At 66.4% G+C, this 18,743-nt stretch carries 23 protein-coding genes; 1 reads left to right on the top strand and 22 read right to left on the bottom strand.

Going from position 1 to position 18,743, the window contains the following annotated elements:
- Window positions 1–19: 19 nt before the first annotated feature.
- Genes ACCD07_RS04435 through flgB form a run of 5 tightly spaced genes read right to left on the bottom strand, consistent with a single transcriptional unit; the run spans window position 20 to window position 3,539 of the window.
- Window positions 20–745 carry a flagellar basal body rod protein FlgF gene (locus ACCD07_RS04435; protein ID WP_176651329.1) on the bottom strand — a complete coding sequence of 242 codons (726 nt, stop codon included), beginning with the start codon at window positions 743–745 and terminating at the stop codon, window positions 20–22.
- Window positions 746–759: 14 nt separating this feature from the next.
- Window positions 760–2,028 (bottom strand): flagellar hook protein FlgE, encoded by a 1,269-nt coding sequence (locus ACCD07_RS04430; RefSeq protein ID WP_413446617.1) that lies wholly within the window; start codon window positions 2,026–2,028, stop codon window positions 760–762.
- A 14-nt stretch (window positions 2,029–2,042) separates the two neighbouring features.
- Window positions 2,043–2,729 carry a flagellar hook capping FlgD N-terminal domain-containing protein gene (locus ACCD07_RS04425; RefSeq protein WP_176651327.1) on the bottom strand — a complete coding sequence of 229 codons (687 nt, stop codon included), beginning with the start codon at window positions 2,727–2,729 and terminating at the stop codon, window positions 2,043–2,045.
- Between the two features lie 3 nt (window positions 2,730–2,732).
- Entirely contained in the window at window positions 2,733–3,155 is a 423-nt protein-coding gene (gene flgC / locus ACCD07_RS04420) for a flagellar basal body rod protein FlgC (protein WP_176651326.1), read from the bottom strand.
- Window positions 3,156–3,176: 21 nt separating this feature from the next.
- Entirely contained in the window at window positions 3,177–3,539 is a 363-nt protein-coding gene (gene flgB / locus ACCD07_RS04415; protein ID WP_176651325.1) for a flagellar basal body rod protein FlgB, read from the bottom strand.
- A 146-nt stretch (window positions 3,540–3,685) separates the two neighbouring features.
- On the opposite strand from flgB, the gene flgA reads away from it, so the two are divergent.
- Window positions 3,686–4,396 (top strand): flagellar basal body P-ring formation chaperone FlgA, encoded by a 711-nt coding sequence (flgA, locus tag ACCD07_RS04410; RefSeq protein WP_413446616.1) that lies wholly within the window; start codon window positions 3,686–3,688, stop codon window positions 4,394–4,396.
- Here the strand turns inward: flgA and ACCD07_RS04405 are convergent.
- The 17 genes from ACCD07_RS04405 to ACCD07_RS04325 form a co-directional block, all read right to left on the bottom strand.
- On the bottom strand, window positions 4,377–5,150 hold the full coding sequence (locus ACCD07_RS04405) for a glycoside hydrolase family 73 protein (protein WP_413446615.1): 774 nt from the start codon (window positions 5,148–5,150) through the stop codon (window positions 4,377–4,379). The genes flgA and ACCD07_RS04405 overlap by 20 nt on opposite strands.
- The gene (gene flgN / locus ACCD07_RS04400) at window positions 5,137–5,625 is read right to left on the bottom strand and encodes a flagellar export chaperone FlgN (protein WP_413446614.1); all 489 of its coding nucleotides are present in this window, start codon (window positions 5,623–5,625) and stop codon (window positions 5,137–5,139) included. The genes ACCD07_RS04405 and flgN overlap by 14 nt, the downstream gene beginning before the upstream one ends.
- Complete coding sequence (gene flgM, locus ACCD07_RS04395) at window positions 5,622–5,897, bottom strand: flagellar biosynthesis anti-sigma factor FlgM (protein ID WP_176651322.1); 276 nt, start codon at window positions 5,895–5,897, stop codon at window positions 5,622–5,624. Before flgM ends, flgN begins: the two co-directional genes overlap by 4 nt.
- A 40-nt stretch (window positions 5,898–5,937) precedes the next feature.
- Window positions 5,938–6,960: a flagellar motor protein MotB gene (locus ACCD07_RS04390; protein WP_176651321.1), complete on the bottom strand. Its 1,023-nt coding sequence runs from the start codon at window positions 6,958–6,960 to the stop codon at window positions 5,938–5,940.
- The gene (gene motA, locus ACCD07_RS04385) at window positions 6,944–7,864 is read right to left on the bottom strand and encodes a flagellar motor stator protein MotA (RefSeq protein WP_176651320.1); all 921 of its coding nucleotides are present in this window, start codon (window positions 7,862–7,864) and stop codon (window positions 6,944–6,946) included. Before motA ends, ACCD07_RS04390 begins: the two co-directional genes overlap by 17 nt.
- 55 nt (window positions 7,865–7,919) lie before the next feature.
- On the bottom strand, window positions 7,920–8,657 hold the full coding sequence (locus ACCD07_RS04380) for a FliA/WhiG family RNA polymerase sigma factor (RefSeq protein ID WP_176651319.1): 738 nt from the start codon (window positions 8,655–8,657) through the stop codon (window positions 7,920–7,922).
- A 45-nt stretch (window positions 8,658–8,702) separates the two neighbouring features.
- Window positions 8,703–9,191: a flagellar basal body-associated FliL family protein gene (locus tag ACCD07_RS04375; RefSeq protein ID WP_353403796.1), complete on the bottom strand. Its 489-nt coding sequence runs from the start codon at window positions 9,189–9,191 to the stop codon at window positions 8,703–8,705.
- A 16-nt stretch (window positions 9,192–9,207) separates the two neighbouring features.
- Window positions 9,208–10,797, bottom strand: a complete 1,590-nt coding sequence (locus ACCD07_RS04370) for a flagellar hook-length control protein FliK (RefSeq protein ID WP_413446613.1) — start codon at window positions 10,795–10,797, stop codon at window positions 9,208–9,210.
- Window positions 10,794–11,072 carry a hypothetical protein gene (locus tag ACCD07_RS04365; protein WP_353403798.1) on the bottom strand — a complete coding sequence of 93 codons (279 nt, stop codon included), beginning with the start codon at window positions 11,070–11,072 and terminating at the stop codon, window positions 10,794–10,796. The genes ACCD07_RS04370 and ACCD07_RS04365 overlap by 4 nt, the downstream gene beginning before the upstream one ends.
- A gap of 31 nt (window positions 11,073–11,103) precedes the next feature.
- Window positions 11,104–11,493, bottom strand: coding sequence for a flagellar export chaperone FliS (gene fliS / locus ACCD07_RS04360; protein WP_176651315.1), 390 nt, complete (start codon window positions 11,491–11,493; stop codon window positions 11,104–11,106).
- Window positions 11,494–11,524: 31 nt separating this feature from the next.
- The gene (fliD, locus tag ACCD07_RS04355; RefSeq protein ID WP_413446612.1) at window positions 11,525–12,949 is read right to left on the bottom strand and encodes a flagellar filament capping protein FliD; all 1,425 of its coding nucleotides are present in this window, start codon (window positions 12,947–12,949) and stop codon (window positions 11,525–11,527) included.
- A 102-nt stretch (window positions 12,950–13,051) separates the two neighbouring features.
- Window positions 13,052–13,483, bottom strand: coding sequence for a flagellar export protein FliJ (gene fliJ, locus ACCD07_RS04350; protein WP_413446611.1), 432 nt, complete (start codon window positions 13,481–13,483; stop codon window positions 13,052–13,054).
- The gene (fliI, locus tag ACCD07_RS04345; protein WP_176651312.1) at window positions 13,480–14,790 is read right to left on the bottom strand and encodes a flagellar protein export ATPase FliI; all 1,311 of its coding nucleotides are present in this window, start codon (window positions 14,788–14,790) and stop codon (window positions 13,480–13,482) included. The genes fliJ and fliI overlap by 4 nt, the downstream gene beginning before the upstream one ends.
- Entirely contained in the window at window positions 14,787–15,497 is a 711-nt protein-coding gene (gene fliH, locus ACCD07_RS04340) for a flagellar assembly protein FliH (RefSeq protein ID WP_176651311.1), read from the bottom strand. Before fliH ends, fliI begins: the two co-directional genes overlap by 4 nt.
- Entirely contained in the window at window positions 15,494–16,546 is a 1,053-nt protein-coding gene (locus ACCD07_RS04335; RefSeq protein ID WP_176651310.1) for a flagellar motor switch protein FliG, read from the bottom strand. Before ACCD07_RS04335 ends, fliH begins: the two co-directional genes overlap by 4 nt.
- The gene (fliF, locus tag ACCD07_RS04330) at window positions 16,527–18,299 is read right to left on the bottom strand and encodes a flagellar basal-body MS-ring/collar protein FliF (RefSeq protein ID WP_176651309.1); all 1,773 of its coding nucleotides are present in this window, start codon (window positions 18,297–18,299) and stop codon (window positions 16,527–16,529) included. Before fliF ends, ACCD07_RS04335 begins: the two co-directional genes overlap by 20 nt.
- Window positions 18,300–18,332: 33 nt before the next feature.
- Window positions 18,333–18,680 (bottom strand): flagellar hook-basal body complex protein FliE, encoded by a 348-nt coding sequence (locus tag ACCD07_RS04325; RefSeq protein WP_176651308.1) that lies wholly within the window; start codon window positions 18,678–18,680, stop codon window positions 18,333–18,335.
- Window positions 18,681–18,743 lie beyond the last annotated feature (63 nt).

The following is an 18,743-nucleotide window of genomic DNA, read 5'->3' as shown; positions in this document are numbered from 1 at the left end:
AGGTGTAACGTGGACCGGCTTAGCCGCCGATCAGGCGATTTCCGGTTTCGGCCATCGAATCGCTGGCCTTGAACAATTTCATCTGGATTTCAAACGTGCGGTTCAAACTCATGGTGGCGACCATTTCCTCCACCGCCGACACATTGCTGCCTTCCAGGTGGCCGGGCTTGACCAGCACGGTCGCGTCGGTGGCCAGCGGCTGGCCGCTGCGCGCCACCAGCAGGCCGGCCTCGTTCTTGGTCAGCTCCGACGCCTCGGCCTTGACCAGCTTGAGCTTGTCGATGGTCTGCATGGTGGTGGTGCCGGGACTCTGGATCGACACCGTGCCGTCGGTGCCGATGGCGATCTTGGTGTACTCGGGCAGGGTGATCGGGCCGCCTTCGCCCAGCACCACATTGCTGCCGATGCGCAGCGTGCCGGTCTGGTCCAGGGTCATCGCGCCGGCGCGGGTGTAGGCCTCGCCGGTCGGTCCCTGCACGGCCAGGAAGCCGTCGCCGGAAATGGCGACGTCGAGGTCGCGCCCGGTGGCCTTGACCGTGCCCTGGCGGGTCGATACCGAGTTGGCCTGCAGCTGCGACATATGGCGGTCGTCGTAACCGTAGCCGTTGACGGTTTGCGCCGCCGACAGCTCCATATTGGCGCGGAAGCCGCCGGTGTCCATGTTCGCCAGGTTGTTGGCGTGTACCTGCTGGCCACGCAGGGCCCGTTCGGCCCCGCTCATGGCGGTATAGATCAGCGCATCCATGGGTCAGTGCGTCCTTAGATGGCTTGCATCAGCGATTGCATCATGGTGCTCTCGGTCTGGATGACCTTGGAGTTGGCCTGGTAGTTGCGCTGCGACGTCATCAGGCCGACCAGTTCGGACGTGATGTCGACGTTCGACTGCTCCAGCGAGCTGGTGTTCAGCGTGCCGGTCATGCCGACGCCGGCGAAGTTGACCAGCGGCGTGCCCGAGCCCAGCGACTGTGACCAGCTGGTGTTGTCGATCGCCGTCAGCGCGCCTTCGTCGGGGAAGGTGGCCAGCATCAGCTTGCCGACCGCCTGCTTCTGGCCGTTGCTGTACTTGGCGATCACCGAACCGTCGGTCGCCAGATCGACACCGGCGAAGGTGCCCGAGGCGTAGCCGTTGGCGTTGTTGGTCGAAGTGGTCGCCTCGCCGGCGAAGTAGGTGGTGCCGGTGTAGTTGATCGCCATCGTGGTGGTCGTCGACGCCGGATTGGTCAGCGTGGCGCCGCTGGTGAAGCCGGCCGCCGCGTAGTCGAAGCTGGCCAAGTCCAGCGCGTAACTGCCGTTGTCGGTGGTCGGATCCGGCGCTGGCGTGGTCATCTGGCCGGTAACCGGGGAGAAGACCAGCCCAGTGGCGCCAGCCGGCACGCCGTCGATGACGTAGTTGACCGCGACCTGGCCGGGGGCGGTGGTGCCGAAATACTGGGTCAGCGTGTGTTGGCCGCCCAGCGTGTCGTAGATGACCGAGGCCTTGGACATGCTGAAAGTGGATGGATCCGGCGGCGTGGTCGGCGTGACGGCGGCGGCGTTGAAGGCGGTGACCGGCCAGTCGGCCGACAGGTTGCCGACATAGTTGACCTTGTCGCTCATCACGGCCGGGATCTGGCCGGTCGGAATGGCGATGTCGCCCTGGGCGCCCGGCTGGGTGCTAGGCGGCGTGATGACCGCACCTTGCACGCGGCGGCCCGAGGCGTCGACCAGGAAGCCGTCCTTGGAGGTGTCGAAAATACCCACGCGGGTATAGTTGATGTTGTTGCTGCCGTCCTTGACCATGAAGAAGCCGGCGCCGTTGATGGCCGCGTCCAGCGAGCGGCCGGTGTTCAGCAGGCCGCCCGACAGGCCGATGTTCTGCGTGTGCGAACCGATGTTGACGCCGGTCGGCTGGTCGCCCGCCACCAGCGACGAGAAGTTCGCGCGCGACGATTTGTAGCCGTAGGTGCCGGCGTTGGCGATGTTGTTGCTGGTGACGTCCAGCGCTTCGTTGATGGCCTGGATGCCAGACAATGCGATATCGAAACTCATGATGGATACCTTCCTTAGAGACTAGATTGGGTGGCAGAAGCGGTGGATTTACCGTTGAAAGCAGTGATGGCGGTCGGCGCGACTTCGCCGACGTTGCCGACGTTGAGCACGACGCTGCCGGCGGACGACAGGCGCACGCTGTTCAGGCGGCCCATCACGTCGACCGGCGGCACTTCCTTGGTGCTGGTTTGTACCGTCATCGTGTAGGTGCCGGCCGGCAGGCCCAGCGCGGTCGGGTCGATGGCGAACGGCACGGTGCCGGCCGCCTGCACGCCGAGGCTGACGTTGTGCTTGGTGCCGTCGGTGCCGGTCAGCACCAGCGTGGTGGTGGTGCTGGTGGCGGCCAAGGTCATCTGGCCGCTGACCTTGGTGTGGCCGTCCAGCGTGACCGAACCCGATTCGGCCATGACGTCGGAGCCGACCTGCGCGCCCAGCGCCAGCACCTGCATGCTCTGCAGCACGCTGTTGTTCGCGCTGGTCAGCGTCGACATGTTCTGCAGCGACTCGGTCTGCGACAGCTGGGTCAGCTGCTGCACGAACTGGGACGGATCGGTCGGCGACAGCGGATCCTGGTTCTTGATCTGCGCCACCAGCAGCTTGGTGAACATGTCCGAGGTCTGGCTGGCGGTGTTGCCGGTGATGTTGCTGCCGGTCGTGCCCGTGTTGTTGCCGCTGTTGTTGTTGAGGAGGCTGACTGTCATGGCTTAACCTTCACCGAGTTTTAAGAGGGACTGCTGCATCGTGCGGATGCGGCCGAGGACTTCGACATTGGTTTCAAACGCGCGCGAGGCCGACATCATGTCGGTCATCTCGGCCACCTGGTTGACGTTGGGATAGAACACCATGCCGTCGGCGTTGGCCATCGGGTGGCCCGGCTCGTACACCTTGCGCAGCGGCTCGCTCGATTCGACCACGTCCAGCACCTGCACCTTGCCGCCGGCGGCGCCCATGCCGTCGATGCTGTCGGCCATCACGGCGGAGAACACCGGCTTGCGCGCGCGGTAGGTGTCGGCCTCGTTGCCGGCCACGGAATCGGCGTTGGCCAGGTTGCTGGCGATGGTGTTGAGACGCACGGACTGCGCCGCCATGGCCGATCCGGCGATCTCGGAAATATTCTTGAACGACATGTCAGCGCTCCTTATTGACCGTTATTGTCCATTGATGGCTTTGGCCAGGCCCTTGAGGCTCATGTTGATGAAGGTCAGGCTGGTCTGGAAATCGGAGGCGTTCTGCGAGAATGCCGCCTGCTCGACGCCGATCTCGACGGTGTTGCCGTCGCGGGTGGGGTGGAAGGGCACGCGGTACATCATCGCGCTGTCCTCGTCGCCGCCGATGTCGCCGTTGGCCTCGGATTGGGTGTTGGCCAGCGTGGCCGCGAAGTCCATGTCGCGCGCCTGGAAGCCAGGGGTGTTTTCGTTGGCGATGTTGGCGGCCAGGATGCGCGTGCGCTCGGCGCGCAAATGCAGCGCGTCGGCATGCATGCCTACCGCATCTTTGAAGTTAATGCCCATGTTCTTCCCCTGAGGTGACAAACCGTATTGCATGAGTGAAAAAACCGCTGACTCCCATGTAGAATGGCGGCCGTGTAAGCACGCACATCATAGTAGAGGTATTGCTCATGTTCAACAAAAGTATTGTAACCGGTCTTGGCGCGATCATGCTGTTTTGTGGCATATTTTCTGACGCCGTTTGCGCGCCCGGACCGACCGCCGCCGAACAGGTGCCGGCGCTGGTGGAGACCGCGGCGCGCGAGCACATCGCCCGCTGGGCCGACAGCAGCGGCCTGGTGGAACCGAAATTTGAACTCAGCGTGGTGCGCGGAAGCAGGCCGCTGGCCGCTTGCCGGCAGGCTGCGTCAGTCGAGGCGGTCGATACGCGGCTGCCCAGCCGCATGCGTTTTGCCGCCGTCTGCGCCGGCCAGGACGGCTGGCGATATGAATTCGTGGTGCGCGCGCAGATCTCGGCGCGCATTGCCGTAGTTGCAAGCGATGTGCCTGCTGGGAAAGTTTTGACCGACGAGGACGTGTTGCTGGAGCGCCACGACATCTCCGGCATCGCCGACAGCGTGGCCGATCCGGAGCAGGTGGTGGGCATGAGCGGGCGGCGCGCGCTGCGCGCCGGCGAGGTGCTGCGCATGGCGCTGCTGTCGTCGCCGACGCTGGTCAAGCGCGGCGACGCGGTGCGCATCGTCGCGCGCCGCGAGCAGATCGAGGTCAGCATGGCCGGCGAGGCGCTGGACGGCGGGGCCAAGGGCAGCATGGTGCGGGTGAAGAATGCCAACGGCGCCGTGATCCGTGCCCGGGTGACGGGCGCGGCAACAGTGGAGCCTGTCGATATGCCCGTTTCCACTAATCCCCCGACGGAGTGACGCGGTGGACGCCGCGCTGCAGCTGCGCGGCCAGCTTGCTTAGCTTGTCCGCGTAGGCCGGGTCGGTGGCGTAGCCGCCCTGGGCCAGGCCGCTGGCGAAGGCGCGCGCGTCGCTGCCGGTGTTGAGCGCGGCCTGGTAGCGCGGATTGCTGGTCAACATGTCGGCGTAGTCGCGGAAGGCGCTGGCGGCGTCCGGATAGCTGCGGAAGCGCTCGGTCTTCTTCAGCATCGCGCCCTGTTCGTATTCGGAGGTGGTGACGGCGGCCACGTCGCCCTGCCAGCTGCCGCCGGCCTTCAGGCCGAACAGGTTGTTGGTGTCCATGCCGGCCTTGCGCAGCGGGTTGCGGCCCCAGCCCGATTCCAGCGCCGCGTGGGCGGCGACGATGTCGGGCGAGACGCCCAGCTTGCCGGCGGTTTCCTCCGCCCACGGCTTGATCGAGGCCAGGAATTGCTGTTGCAGCTCGGCGTCGGCGCCGGAGCCGGCATCGATGGCGCCGGCGCCCTGGTGGCGCAGCGCCATCGTCTGCAGGGCCATGGCCGGGCTTGCAGCGCCTGCGTCGGCGGCGCCGCTGGAAAAACCGCCGCCGCCGTTGCTGATGAAGGCGGCCACGTCATGCTGGACCTGCTTGAAGGTGGAGGCGAAGGCGCCGGGCGCGGCAAAGCCGCCGGCTGCCGCGGCGGGGCGGCTGGGGCTGACGTTCGATACGGTTGCGGCGGTCGGTGCGGTAGGCTGCATCCGGTCAAGCTGGCGCATAAATCTGCTCCTCGCCATGCAGCACGCGCTGCATGATGCTGTACTGTTCCACCAGCAAGTCGCTATTGCGCTTGCCCAGACGCTTGCATTCGATAACCATCTGTTCCAGTGTTTTCCAGTCAGCTTCCATTCTCTCGCGTGCCGCATTTTTCAGCAAGGCAAAAGCCTGCATCATGGTCGCTGTTGGCCCCAATAAACGTTGTACCAGCGCCACTCTCTGCTGGCGGCGCTGTTGCATCGCGTCCACCAGCGCCGAAATGGCCTCGGCCACCTCGGTCAGGCGCGGGCCCTGGTGGCGCAGCGCGGCGTCGAATTGCTGCTCGAGCAGGGCGCTCAGCTGCTGGTAACCGGTCAAATCCTCCGCGATCCCGCCCAGCAGCTGCTTCATCGCTTCCTGCCGGGTGGCCGGGGCGGCGCCCGGAGTGCTGACGGCGGTGCTGGCTGCCTTGCCGCCCGGTGTTGCTTCTTGCGTCACTTCTCGCTCCCGTGGAAGCGCTGGATCAGGCCGGCCAGCTTGGCCGGGTCGAACGGCAGCTCGCCCTTGGCCAGCGCATCGCGCAGCATGTCGACCTTTTCCTGGTCGATTTCCGGCATCTCGCGCATCGCCTGCAGCGCCGGCTGCATCACCGCCGATTGCAGCGGCGCCTGCACCGCCGGCGGCGCGACGGCCTCGGCCGCATCCGGCGCGGCGGATTCGGCCACGCGCTGGACGGCCACGCCGTCCGGACTTCCTGTCGAAATTCTCATACGTGTGCCTCTGGTTGGCTTGGTTTCCATACGTCGTACTTTATTTTTTGTGGCGCGGATCGCGCAACGGGCTGTCGCCGCCGAGCTTGCTGCGCAGCTTCTGCAGCAGCGTGGCGTCCGGCAGCGCCGTGTCGACATCCTGGGTCAGCGCGTTGGAGTTCTCCGGCATGCCGAACATGGTGGCGATCGACTTCGCTTGCGCGGTGGTCAGGATCAGCAGTTCGATGCGGCGGTTGACGCCGGCGTCGGCGCGCTTGGTGTCGAGCGGCGCGCGGTCGGCCATGCCCACCACCTGCAGCACCGATTCCGGGTTCATGGTGCCGGCCAGCAGCTGCGAGCGGGCCGACATCGCGCGGTTGGCCGACAGCGTCCAGTTCGAGAAGGCGGCGTAGCTGCGGTCGGCGTACTGCAGCGAATCGGTGTGGCCGACGATCAGCATCTGGTTTTCCATCTGCCGGAACAGCGGGCCCATCTTGCGCAGCAGCATGCGGAACTTGTCGGTCGGCACGGCGGAGCCGCGCACGAACATGCCCTGGCGGTCGGTGTCGTGCAGCATCACGCGCAAGCCGTAGGGCGTGATGATGGATTCGAGGTTGCTGGTCAGGCCGGCCTCGGTGCTCATCCTGGTCAGCGCCTTGGACAGCGCGGCCAGGTCGCTCGGACTGTCGTACTTGACCTTGGCCGGCTCGATCACGGCGGCATCCTCGCCGGTCTGGCGGGTGTTGGCCTCGCCCCGGGCCTTGGCGTCGCCCGGATCCTCGGTGCTGCCGGTGTGCGGCATCGGGAAGCGGTCGATCAGGCTGCCGCGCGGACCGCCGACCTGCTCGGGCATGACGCCCTTGCCCTGGTCGGTCTTGGCGCCGTCGGACTCGGTCAGGATCTGCTCCAGCGACTCGGTATTACGTGCCGCCATCAGCCACAGCACCAGGAACAGGCAGCTCAGCGCCAGGCAAAAGTCGGCGAACGCGACTTTCCACGCGCCGCCGTGCTCGTCATGGGCGTGCTTGCCGCCGCCGCGCTTGACGATGGTCTGCTCATGGCCCTTGTCATGCGACTTTAGCACCGCGGCCTCCTCTGCGTGAGCTGTCTTCGCTCGGTGCGCTGTCGCGGCCCTCGAGGTCGTTGATCCAGCGTTCCAGCTGGGCGAAGCTAGGCTTGATGTTGAGCGGCACCAGGCGGCGGCCGGCGTCGATCGCCAGCAGCGGCGGCTTGCCGGCCACGTGGGTCACCAGCACCACCTTGACGCATTCCTTGTTCGACGCTTCCTGGTTGACCAGCTGCTTCATCATGTTGGAAATCGGATCGAGCACGCCGTAGCAGAAGAAGATACCGATGAAGGTACCGACCATGGCCGCGCCGACGTGTTCGGCGATCTCGCCCGAGGTGGCGCCTTCGTTGACCGTGCCCATGGTGATGACGATGCCCAGCACCGCGGCCAGAATACCGAAGCCCGGCATCGCCTCGCCGATCTTGTTGAGCGACTTGGCCGGCTGCGTCAGTTCCTCGTGGATGGCTTCCAGTTCCTGCTCCAGCACGCCTTCGAGCTCGTGCGCGTTGATCTTGCCCATCGCCATCAGGCGGAAGTTGTCGACGATGAAGGCCAGCAGTTTCGGCTCTTCCAGCACGCGCGGATAGCGCTGGAACAGCTGGCTGTCCTTGGGCGCCTCGACGTGGGCGTCGAGCGCCTTCAGGCCGCCGGCGGCCAGCTGCAGCAGTTCGTACATCAGCAGCAGCAACTGGCGCTGGAATTCCGAGTCGTATTTCTTGCGGAACACGATCTTCTTGATCTGCGTGAACATTTCCTTCAGCACGTGCGGCGGGTTGCCGATCACCAGCGCGCCCAGGCCGGAGCCGGCGATCACGATCAGCTCGATCGGCTGCCAGATTTGATGGAAGGCGCCGCCCATCATGAAGAAGCCGCCGAAGACGCTGCCTAAAACTATGATAATGCCGACTATTTGCTGCATGATGATTCGCCTTTCCGCGTCATTTTTCTAATCTTGCCCTGCCGCCCGTTCTGGATCAGGCGCTCTGCAGTACTGCTCTCATCTTGCCCAGCGCCGCCTTGTTGAGCTGACAGACGCGGGCGTCGGTCAGGTCCAGCACGGCGGCGATTTCCTTGTAGCTGAGCTCGAACTCGTAATACATTTGCACCACCCGCTGCTCGCGCTCGTCGAGCCCGCGCAGCGCCTGTTCCAGGCTGCGCCGCACCACCAGCTGGTCTTCCGGGCTGGGCGCGCTCTCGTTGCTGACGCTTTCCTGCAGCACTTCGTCGAAGCTGGCGATCAGTTCGGCGTTCTCGTCCATCTGGTAAGCCTGGTAGGCTTCCGCCGTCAGGTTCAGGCCGCTCATGATTTCCTGCTCGCTGGGCTCGTGGCCCAGGTTGCGGGTCAGCGCGCGCACGGCGTCGCGCAGCTTGTGGCTTTGCTGGCGCACCGCGCGCGGGCGCCAGTCCTGGCGCCGCAGTTCGTCGAGGATGGCGCCGCGCACGCGCAGGCTGGCGTAGCTGCCGAAGGCGCCGTCCGGCTCGCCGTAGCGGCGCAGCGCTTCAAGCAAACCCATCAGGCCGATCTGCTCCATGTCGTCGCGGTCGATGGCGCCGGCGATCTGCGAATTGAGCTGGCGCACGATGCGCTTGACCAGCGGCGCATAGGCGAGCAGGTGCTTTTGCTCGTCGGCCACGCTGTGCGCGACCGGCGCGTGGCCGTTCTCGCCGTAGCTTTCGGCATAAGCGTCCGCGTATTGCTCTATATATGCCATTGCCGCTCCACTGGTCGCTTCCGTCGTGCTCATATGTGCTGCAATCTACTCAACGATCAGCTTGCCGATCATGACTTCCGAAAACGGTTTTTCCCGGCCCTCATGCTCGTAGGCGTCGTCGAACGCCTTGTTCAGCTGGGCGGCGAACTGGTCGATCGTCATCAGCTGCGCGGTGGCCATCGGCAGGTTGGACAGCGTCCGCACCGCCACGCTGCGCAGCAGCGGCAGGTTTTCCTTGGTTTCCTTCTCGCGCTTGGCGTCGGTGGTCACCACCAGGTCGGCGGACATGTAATGCGTCACCGTGTCGCCGGGCTGGCGCTTGAGCATGATGACCACCTTGTCCACCGTCAGGTACTTGGGCGGCTCGCCGTCCGATTTTCTTTCCTTTTTCTCTTCCTTCTTGGCCGTCTTCTTGACATCCTTGCTTGGCGCCGCCGCCGTGTCGTCATTGCCCTTCGCCATGTACCAGACTGCGCCGCCGGCCACCGCCGCGCCAACCACGGCGACCAGCACCAGCGCTATGATCATTTTCATGTTCTTCATCTACTGATTACTCCCGCTCGGATGTCATGGCAAAGGTGGACGTGGCGCCGTCATCGGACAGGGCGCGGCCCGGCGTGCGGCCTTCGTCCTGGTCGCGCTGCTGCTGGTTGCGGCCACCGCCGTCGGCCTGCGCCTGGGCGCGCGACGAGCTGACCGTCACCGCGACGTCGCCAAACTGGCGGGTGGTCGACAGGTCTTGGCGCACGCTGTCGCCGATGGTGTTGAGCTGACGCACCACCTCGCTGTGATTGGCCGACAAATTCACCTGCAGCGTACCGCCGGACTGGCGGATCGAGATCTCGATGCTGCCCATATTGGGCGGTTCCAGGCGGATGACGGCGTGATCGTTGTTGCGCTGCAGCTGCACTTGCAGGCGGTCGCCCAGCGCTTCGCGCAGCGGCTGCTGCCACTGTTCTGGCGAGCCGGCCAGCTTGACGATGGCGGCGGCCGGCGTGGCGGCCGGCGCGTTCTGGCTGAAGCCGACGTTGTTGCCGGTGGCGGCAGGCGCCGGCGCGGCGGCGCGGCTGGCGCCGCTGTCGTCCTTGACGGCGGCAACGCCCGCTGCCGTGGTGGCGGCGGTGTCGCTGGCGGGGGCTGCATCGGCGCTGCGCTGCGCGACGCGCGGCGCGGCCGGCGCGAAGGCGGCGCCGGAGGCGGCCGTCAGCACGGGAGCCGGCGCGGTCTGGACCGGCGCGGGGGCAGGGGCGGCGCCGTCGGCGGCGAGGGTGTTGCCGTTGCTGCTGTTGCCACTGCTGGCGGCGGCCGGCGCATCGGCCTGGCTCTGCTGCGCCAAGGCGCCCAGGGCGGCGTTGTTGGCCATGGTGTAGATGCTTTGCGGCGTGCTGGCCGGAGCGGCGGTCGCCGGCGCCGGTGTTTGCGCGGCGGTCTGTGCGGCGGCCGATGCGGCGGTGGCGGCCGCGGCGGCGGCGTCGGCGTTCTGGAGCGCGGCGGCCTGAGGCTGCGGCGCGGCGTTGACGGCCACGCTGGCGGCCGACAGGTTCAAGCGGGTGGCGGCATTGCTCAGCGTCGACGTGGCGCTGATGGCCTCGGTACGCGGCGCGTCGGTGTCGGCGCTGGCGCCGCCGGCATTGACCAGCGCGGTGGCGATCGGTGCGGCGGTGGCCAGCAGGGCGCCAAACATGGCGGGCAGCACGTCGGCGGTGGCGGTGCCGGCGCCGCTGTCGGCCTTGGTGTCGGTGCTGTCGCTGTCGGTGGCTGCGGGCGCGGGCGCGGCGGTGCTGGCGCCGGCCAGGTCGGCCAGGTCCAGCAGTTGGGCAAACAGCGGTACCGTCACAGTGGCCGGCGCTTCGTCGGCGGCGGTGTTGCTGTCGCGGCTGTCCTGGCTGGCCTGCGCGCCCTGGCCGGCCTGCGTACGCGGCGGCTGGCCCGCTTGCGCGCGCGGCTGTTGTTGCGGTTGTTGCGGCTTGGCGGCGGTCCTGCTGTCGCTGTTCTGCGCGGTCGACGGCTTGTCGTTGGCACGGGCGTTGGCGGCGGGCGCCGGCGCGCTGTCGGCTGGACCGTTGTTGGCGGCCACCGGAGCGGAGGAGGCGGCTTTCGCGGCGTTTGCCGAGGCCGAGGCGCTAGGGAGTGTCATCATGCTTGGATTCCGGTTTCTGCTTGTTCGCTGTCGAGGGCATAGGCTAGCCAGCCCTCTTTGTTGGTTTGCATTTCTTGCAATCGGCGCCCCAGGTCCTCGGTGGCTTCGTTGCAAACGCGCGTCGCTTCCTCGTGCCGCTGGCGCAAGGCCGCCAGCGCGGCGATCTCGGCGGGACTCCATTTACCCTGCGCCGCCATTTGCGGCAGCGTGGCGGCCATTAACGTGTTAAGCGCCGCCAGCGTCTTCCAATCCTCGGAAGCGATGGCGGCGTTCATTTTTTTTGCCATCTGCAACAGGGTGCGCTGTCTATCCATTTTTGGCCTGAACCCCAAGCCAGCCTTTTTTAATCGTGGTCAACAAGGTCGTCACTTCGTCGATGATGGTCGGGTCGAGGCTGACCCCGGCCGTGTACAGCCGGCCGGCGCAGTAGTCGTACAGGCGGCCCAGGTTTTCCACCACTTCGCCGCCGTTGTCGAAGTCCAGCGAGCTGGCCAGGCCATTGATGATGTCGGTGCACTTGTTAAGGCTGTTGGCCTTGAGCTCGTAGCGCTTGCCGACGATGTGGCCGCGCGCGCGCGCCAGTTCTTCCAGCAGGCCGTCGGTCAGGACCAGCACCAGTTCGATCGGCGAGGCGCGCGCCACCTGGGCATCCAGGTTGGTCGAGTGGTAACTGCTATAGGCTTCGTGATTCAACATGGTGTTCACCGTAATGGATTGACTGACTGTGTTAACTGCTGCTGGACGACGAGAACATCGCCGTAAACATGTTCGAGGTGCTGGTCATCGACGACTGCAGCTGCTGCAGCGCGGTGAATTGCGCCAGGTAGCGTTTGTAGGCGTTGTCGAACTGGCTCTGCACGTTGGCCTGGCGCAGCGTGATGTCGCTCTGCTGCTTGCTGTTGGTCAGCTGGCGGGTCGCGATCAGGCCGGTGCCGGCGCTGGTCCAGCCGCTGACGATCTTGTCCATCGCGCCCATCACGCCGCTCTGCACGCCGGTGCCGGCGCGGCCGAACAGCGTGTCCAGCGAGCCGGGATTGGCGGCCACGGCCTTGTTCAGGCGGCCCGCATCGACCGTCAGCGTGCCGTCGCGGCCGGCCGAGATGCCAAAGCTGATCAGCGACTTGCCGCCGGTGACCGCGCGCAGCGCGCTGCTCAGGCGGTCGCGCAGGTTGGTCACGCCGGCGTCGTTGTAGAAGGCGGCGTCGGCCGCGGTCGGCGATGGCGTGGCGTTGGCGTCGCTCGACTGCACCACCGTGTGGTCGCCCGCCGCGGTCAGCGCCTTGATCGAGGTCAGCAGCGCGTTGTAGGCGTCGACGAATTTCTGCACATTGGCCACGGTGCCGGTGGTGTCCGGCGCCACGGTCAGCGTGACCGGCGCCGCGCCGACGGCCTGCGCCGAGGTGACGGTGAACTTGACGTCGTCGACCACGCTGAAGGTGTTCGAGGCCTGCTGCACCTTGGTGCCGGCCTGGCCGCCGACCCACACGATGGCGTCGTTGGCGGCGGTCAGGGTCGACTGCGCCGACAGGCTGGCCTGCAGGCCGGGATCGTTGAGGCCGGACACGTCGATCGAGGCCACCGCGTTGGCGGCGCCGGTCTGGGTCGACGACAGCACCAGCTTGGAGGTGCCGTTGACGGTCATCACCGAGGCGGTCACGCGCGAATTGTTGTTGGCGGCGATGTTGACGGCGGCGGCGATTTCCTTGGCGGACAGCTGGCCGTCCATATTGCTGTCGGCGTTGGCCAGGTCGACCTGGAAGGTCGAGCCGTCGGCCAGCACCACGTTCATGGCGCCGGCGTTGGTGGCGGCGCTGTCGGCCACGTTGTACGACACCTGGCCGGCGGTGGCCAGCTGCTCGACGTAGAACGAGTAGGTGCCGGCCACGGCGTTCGAATTGGCGGTGGCGTTGGCGACCGCGGTGTTGCTGAAGGTGGCCGAGTTGGCGCTGACGGTGCTGGTGCCGGTGGCCAGGCCGCGCATGGCCGACTGGAAGGCGGTCAGCGCCGAGTTGAGCGTGGTCAGCCCGCTGTCGGTGGCCTTGGCCTTGTTCGACTGCAGGTCCAGGATCGCCTTCGATGGCGCGACGTAGGCGTTGGCCAGGTTGGTGGCGGTGGTGGTCGGGTCGTAGGTAGGACTGCTGATGACTGCCATGATCGTGCTCCTGGAAGGATGATTGAGTGTACCCTGATATAAGGCGACCTTAATCGTTTCCCTATGAAAATATTCCTGACTATTTTTTCGCGGCGGCGATTATCACTTCTGGCCGCGCATCCATAGCTGTGTTGCCAACTCATCATGTTGCTTGCGTTCCTGCGTGTTTTGTTGCTGCAACACGACTTTTTGCTGCTTGCTGAGCACCTTGCCCAGCACTTCGCGCCTGGCCCAGGCGGTGTTGAGCGCCTGCTGCGACACCGCCATGTCGGCCTCGTGCATATGCAGGTCGAGGCGGTGGTTGTCGGCCATCTGCATCACGGCCTGCTTGAAGTCGCCGCAGTTGCCGGCCAGCGCGGGATGCAGATTGCCGCTGGGGCCGCTGTTGGTGTAGAGCCCGGTCAGGCGCTCGAGGTTCTTTTGATACCGTTCACGCAGGCTTTCCTTTTCCGCCAGTTCCGTCTGCAGGCGCTCCACTTCGGTGTTGCGCAGGGCCACCAGGGTGGTCAGGTTACGGATGTTGTGGTGGCTCATGTCATCAGCTTTTCAAGTTGGTTGATGCACGGTGCGAAGGGCGCCTCTTCTTTGGTGCCCTGGCACAGGAAGTCCTCGACTTTCGGGTGCAGCAGCACCGCCTTGTCGGTAACCGGGTCGGCGCCGGGCACATAGGCGCCCAGCGGTATCAGGTCGCGCACGCGGTCGTGGCGGGCCATGCTGGCCTTCAGGGCGCGCGCCGCCATCAGGTGTTCGTGGGTGATGACCTGGCTCATGCAGCGGCTGATCGAGGCGGCGATGTCGATCGCCGGGTAGTGGCCCCGCTCGGCCAGCTCGCGCGTCATGACGATGTGGCCGTCGAGCACGGCGCGGGCGGTGTCGACCACCGGATCCTGCTGGTCGTCGCCCTCGGCCAGCACGGTGTAGATCGCGCTCATGCTGCCGGTCTGGTTTTCGCCGTTGCCGGCCGATTCGACCAGCTGCGGCAGCGCCGTGAACACCGACGGCGGGTAGCCCTTGGTGGCCGGCGGCTCGCCCAGCGCCAGCGCCACCTCGCGCAGCGCCATCGCGTAGCGGGTCAGCGAGTCGACCAGCAGCAGCACGTTCTTGCCCTGGTCGCGGTAGTGGGCGGCGATCGAGTGGCACAGTTCGGTGGCCATGATGCGCATCAGCGGGCTTTCGTCGGCCGGCGCGATCACCAGCACGGCCTTGGACAAGCCTTCCTTGCCCAGCGACATGTCGACGAATTCGCGCACCTCGCGCGAGCGTTCGCCGATCAGGCCGACCACGACCACGTCGGCCACGGTCTGGCGGGTCATCAGGCCCAGCAGCACGGATTTGCCGACGCCGGAGCCGGCCATCAGGCCGACGCGCTGGCCCTTGCCCAGGGTCAGCATGGCGTTGATGGCGCGCACGCCGACGTCGAGCGCCTCGGTGACCGGCTTTTTCTTCAGCGGATGGATGCGCGGCGGCAGCGGTTCGAGCGGGAAGTCGCCGGACAGCTTGCCGAGGCCGTCGATCGGCTCGCCCAGGCCGTTGACCATGCGGCCGAGCCAGCCGGAACCGATCTGCAGGCTGACTTTTTCAGGGGAGGGCAGCACGCGGGCGCCGGTGGTCAGGCCGATGGCCTTCTTGAACGGCATCAAAAACGACAGCTTGTCGCGGAAACCCACCACCTGGGCGTCCAGCCATTCGCCGCCGACTGTCTCTATCTGGCAACGCTGGCCCGTGTGCAACGGGCAACCGACCGCCTCAAGCAGCAAACCGGACGCGCCCACCAGGCGGCCCGTCGGGGTCGCCATGGGAACTGAACCCAGCTCGAGATTGCGTAAGGCGTCAGCGATCACTCTTCGCTCTCCGGTTCGTCGCCGCCGTCGGCAGCTTGAAGTTGATTATCGACCTGTTCCATGACAGCCGCAAGACGTTGATGACATCCGGCATCGACTTCATTGTCGCCAGCCTTGATGCGGCATTCGCCGGCGTCCAGGCGGGCGTCCGGGATCAGGTTCCAGCGCTTGGAACGTTTCGGGTCCAGCTCGGCGATGCGTTTGAGTTCTTCCGGGTTCAGGAACACGTCGATTTCCTCGCGGGTAGGCGGCATCGACGCCAGCGTTTCCTCGACCAGGGCCATCAGCTGCACCGGCTGCAGCGCCAGTTCGGCGCGGATCACCTGGCGCGCCACCTTGGCCACCAGGTCGACCACTTCCTTGCGCTGGGCGGCGCGGTAGTCCGAGCGCAGCTTCTTCAGGCTCTTGAGCATGGCGTCCACCGGGCGCGCCATCTGGTCGTAGGCCACCAGCGTTTCGTGGCGGCCTTCCTCGCGGCCCTGTTCCTGGCCGGAGGCGCGGCCGGCCTCGAAGCCGTCTTCCTGGCCGCGGGCCAGGCCGATCTCGTAGCCGTCGCGCTGGCCCTGTTCGAAGCCTTCGCTGACCGAGGCCGCCCACTGGGCGCCGCCGTCGCCGTTCTGGCTGTGGCTCTGCGCCACCGCGCGCTGGTGCGCGAGGTTGGTGAACTGGGCCAGCGGCGGGAAGCGGTAGGCGCGGAATTGCTTCATTCGACCACCTGTTCGGCGAACAGCTGGATTTCGATTTCGCCGACGTCGGCCAGCGCCTTGACGGTGGCCATGATTTCCTGGCGGGTCTGCTCGATGCGCGACATCGGCATCGGGCCGGCGCGCCGCATCATGTCCTCGAAGGCCTGGGCTTGGCGTTTCGGCATGGTCTTGAGGATGGCGTCGCGGATCGACACTTCGGCGCCCTTGAGCGCGATCGCCCATTGCTCCAGCGGCACTTCCTCGATGATGCGGGTGATCGCCACCTCGGACTGGTTGCCGAGGATGAAGAAGTCGTACATCGACAGCTCGATCTGCGCCACCACTTCCGGGTCGTGGGCGCGCAGCAGCTCGACCATCTGCGCGCGGTTGCCCGGCAGGCGGTTGAGGATCTCGGCCGCCTGGCGTATGCCCTCGACGCTGGTGCTCTGCGAATCGAAGGAGGACAGGCAGCGCACCACCAGCTCGTCGAGCTCCTGCAGCAGGTCGCGGTCGATCTCGTCCAGGCGCGCCAGGTTCAGCAGCACCAGGTCGCGGCCCTCCTGCGGCAGCGCGTCGATGATCTGGCCGGCCAGCGCCGGCGGCAGGAAGGCCAGGAACACCGCCTGCATCTGCACGTGCTCGTTGGAGATGTATTCGGCCAGCCACTTCGGCGAGGCCCACTGCAGGCGCGCCATCTTGGGCCGCAGCTCGTCGCCGTAGATGTTGTTCAACACGGTGTTGGCCAGGTCGCCGCCCAGCGCCAGGTCCAGCGAGCGCTTCAGGTAGCTGCGCGAGGCGCCGTGCACACCGGACTGCTGGCGGTAGTCGTCGAAGAAGGTCTGCATCGCCGTCTTGACCGACTCGACCTTGATGCCGCTCATGCGCGACATCACCTGCGTCACCTCCAGCAGCTCTTCGCGCGTCAGGCAGCGCAGCACGGCCGCGGCCGGCTCCTCGCCTATGCTCAGCAGAACGATGGCCGCCTGCTCCACCGGCGACAGCTGGGCGTTGCGGACGGCGCCGGCGTAGTCTTCGTCGGCGTCCTGCGGGTTATTGTTGAGTTCGGCCATTTTTCTGCATCCATTGTTTGACGACTTCGGCGACACGTTCCGGTTCTTTTTCGGCCAGCACTTTCAGGTGGTCGACCATGACGTCGACCGCCGAGCCCGGCGGAGGCAGATCGTAGTTTTCCAGCAGCGGCACCACCGGCATGCCCGGCTGGCCGGCGGCGCCCGGCAGCGCGGGGGCGCCCGGCGTGCCCGGCGCGCCGATGGCCGGCGCGGCTGCCGCGGCTTCCTTGGCGGCCGCTTCCTTCGCTTCCCTGGCGGCGGCCACGGCGGCCTGCTCGGCGGCGCGGCGCTCGCCGGCGATGCGCTGCAGCTCGCGCGGATCCGGCGCGAAGCGCACGGTGACCAGGCGCATCAGCGGACGCAGCAGCAACAAATAGCCGAGGATGATGCCGACCGCGTACATCACGTAGGAGCTGATGTCGACCACGTTGTCGCGTTCCTGCCACCATGGCGCCACGGCGGCCTTGGGCGGGAAGTTCATCGCCGACACCACCAGCTGGTCGCCGCGCTCGGCGTTGATGCCCAGGCCGTTGCGCAGGATCTTGTCGATGTTGGCGATTTCGTTGGCGCTCCAGCCGGTCTTCGGCGTGGGCGAGGCGGCCTGCGCCAGCACCACGGCCACGCTGAGCTTTTCCAGCCGGCCGCGGCTGCGCTTGGTCTGGGTGATGCTGCGGTCGTAGGCGTACTGGCGGGTGGTGGCGTTCTTGCGGGCGGTGCCGTCGGCCGGGTTGTTCGGGTCGTTGGCGGCGGCCGGCTTGGCGGCGTTGGCCGGGTTGGCGTCGGCCGGCGGCGGCCGGTTCGACAGGGTGCCCGGCACGCCCATGGCCACGCGGTTGCGGTCCTGTTCCTCGCGCATCGCCTCGCTGGTGACTTTCGGATCGGCGCCGTATTTCTCCACCGTCTCCTCGATCCGGTCGTTGTCGACGGCGGCCATCACGCTCATGCGGAAGTTGTCTTCGCCGATGACCGGGCCCAGCAGGTTGCGCACATTGGCCTTGACCTCGTCCTGGATGCGCTTGCCATTCTCGTTGCTGGCGCTGCCGGCGTCGAAGCCGTCGGTCAGGTCGACGTGCGAGGACAGCAGGTTGCCGGTCTGGTCGACCAGGCTGACGCGCTGCGGGCTCAGGCTGGCGACGCTGCCGGCCACCATGTTGACGACGGCGGCGATCGCCTCCGGCGACATGGTGTGGCCGGGCTTCAGCGCCACCACCACCGAGGCCGACGACTTCTCGCCGTCGGACGACACGAAGGAGGTCGACTTGGCGATCGACAGGTGCACGCGCGCGTGGGCGATCGCGTCCAGGGTCATGATCGATTGCGCCAGCTCGCCTTCGAGGCCGCGGCGGAAGCGCACGTCCTGCACGAACTGCGACACGCCCAGCGGGTCGTTCTTGTCCATCAGTTCCAGGCCGGCCGGCAGTTGCGCGGTCACGCCCTTGGCGGCCAGCAGCATGCGCACCTTGCCCAGCATCGACGACGGCACCAGCACCTGGCCGCTTTCCGGATGCAGGCGGTAGGGGATGTGGTCGGAATCGAGCACGGTCATCATGTCCGAGGCGGAGACTTTCTCGCGCGCGCCGAACACCGGCTTGTAGCCGGACTGGTCGCTCCACAGGTACATCAGCACCATCGCCGTCACGCCGATCGCCAGCAGCATCACCGGATACAGGTTCTTCAGCAGGTTGGGCGGCAGCGATACGGCGGCGGGGCTCGCGCGCCAGCGCTCGAGGGCGGACTTGAAGGGATTGATCACGTTGTTGGCTTTCGCGTTGAACTGGGTGCGCCGTTACAGCGGCAGTTTGATGAGCTCGTCCATGGCGCCCATCACTTTGTTGCGCACTTGCATCAACATCGAGAAGGACAGGCCCGCTTCCTGGCTGGACAGCATGGCGCCGACCAGGTCGTCGCTGGCGCCGGAATCGACGTCGGACATTTTTTGCGCCGCCGAGGCGTCGGCCTCGTTGACCTTGCTGACGGCGTCCTTCATCGATTGGGCGAAGGAGAAGGCCGGCTGGGTGTCGCCGTGGCCGGCGAACTGGGCGGCCGGCGCGACGGTATTGCTGGCGAGGTTGCTCGCGGCATTGGTCAGCGCGGCCAGGTCGGCCTGGATCAGATTCGAGATTCCGTTACTCATCTTGATTTCTCCCGTTTTTGCAACGTTAGTCCCACATGTCTACCATATCGAGATTGCCGGAAA

Origin of the sequence: Duganella sp. Dugasp56, from assembly GCF_047304105.1 — a bacterium.
GTDB lineage: Bacteria > Pseudomonadota > Gammaproteobacteria > Burkholderiales > Burkholderiaceae_D > Rugamonas > Rugamonas hordei.
This window is presented reverse-complemented; position numbering and strand designations above follow the sequence as displayed.